Origin of the sequence: Nocardia sp. 2TAF39, from assembly GCF_052114905.1 — a bacterium.
Classification (GTDB): Bacteria; Actinomycetota; Actinomycetes; order Mycobacteriales; family Mycobacteriaceae; genus Nocardia.
In genome coordinates, this window is record NZ_JBFRFQ010000126.1 from 1 (window position 1) to 1,681 (window position 1,681).

Consider the following 1,681-nt stretch of genomic DNA (forward strand, 5'->3'; position numbering starts at 1 on the left):
CGACCGAACGCGACCGGGTCCTGCGCGAATGGAACACCACAAGCTATCCGGTCCGTCCCGGACTGTTGCTGGATGGGTATCGGCGTGTGGTGGCTGCGGATCCGGGTGCGGTGGCGGTGGTGTTCGAGGGTGTCGAACTGACTTATGGTGAGTTCGATGCACGGGTGAACCGTCTTGCGCGGTTGCTGATTTCGCGGGGTGTGGGYGCGGARTCGTTGGTGGGGTTGGCGGTCCGGCGTTCGCTGGATYTGGTGGTSGGTATGTATGCGATCGTGGCGGCGGGTGGGGCGTGGGTGCCGTTGGATCCCGATCACCCCAGCGAACGCATCACCCACATCCTGGACACCGCTGCGCCTGCGTGTGTGTTGACGACGACAACGGACGCGGTGTCGGTGCCCGAGGGTGTCGCGGTACTGCATCTGGATGCCCTGGATCTGGACGGGTTCGACGCCTCCCCGGTGCGTGCGCGGGAGCTGCTGCGCCCGGTATCGCCGGCGCATCCGGCGTATGTGATTTTCACTTCCGGGTCGACCGGTCGCCCGAAGGGTGTCGCGGTGTCGCATGCGGCGATCAACAACCAGATCGAGTGGATGCTGGCCCAGTATCGGCTCGACCGGGGTGATGTGTATTTGCAGAAGACCGCGACAACGTTCGATGTGTCGTTGTGGGGTTATTTCATGCCGTTACGGGCCGGCGCGAAACTCGTCGTCGCCACCCATGACGGGCACCGTGACCCGGTATATGTCGCCGACACCATCCTCGCGCAGCGGGTCACGGTCACCGATTTCGTGCCATCGATGTTGACGGTGTTCGCCGCGCACCTCGCGGCGGGGTCGGTGCCGACGTTGCGGGATGTCTTCGTCATCGGTGAGGCACTACCACCGGAAACCGTGACCGCCTGGCACACGGTGTCGGATGCGGTACTACACAACCTCTACGGGCCGACCGAGGCCGCGGTCTCGGTCACCTACTGGCCCGCCGACGGCCGTGACGAACGGACGGTGCCGATCGGACGCCCGCAATACAACACCCAAGTATTCGTGCTGGATACCCGCCTGCGGCCGGTCCCGGCCGGGGTGGCCGGTGAGTTGTATCTGGCCGGTGACCAGCTGGCACGCGGTTATGTCCGCAGGCCCGATCTGACCGCGGACCGGTTCGTGGCCAACCCGTTCACCCCGGGTGAGCGGATGTATCGCACCGGCGACCTCGTGGTGTGGCGGGAACCGACCACCGATCTACCACACCGGCTGGAATACATCGGACGCACCGACTTCCAAGTGAAATTCCGCGGCCAACGCATCGAGCTCGGCGAGATCGAGGCAGCGTTGCTGGCGCAGCCGACGGTGAACCAAGCAGTAGCAGTCGTAGCGCCTTCCTCACTGGGCGACCAACTGGTCGCCTACGCGGTCCCCGCACCGGGACAGGTGATCGAACAAACCGAACTACTCGCCGCGATCAGCGCAACATTACCGACGTACATGGTGCCCGCAGCGATCGTGGTGTTGGACGCATTCCCGTTGAACACCAGCGGCAAACTGGATCGCAAAGCATTACCCGCACCGGAATTCCAAGCGAAGGTGTACCGCGCCCCCTCCACACCGGTCGAAGAGATCGTGGCCGGGGTATTCGCCGACGTACTCGGCATCGAACGAGTCGGCGCCGACGACGACTTCTTCACCCT

The 1,681-nt window shown here is 64.5% G+C and carries 1 protein-coding gene; it reads left to right on the forward strand.

What is annotated here, in order from left to right; genetic code table 11:
* Positions 1-1,681, forward strand: a 1,681-nt coding sequence (locus tag AB4Z47_RS30610) for an amino acid adenylation domain-containing protein (RefSeq protein WP_441956187.1), incomplete at both ends; no start/stop codon positions are given.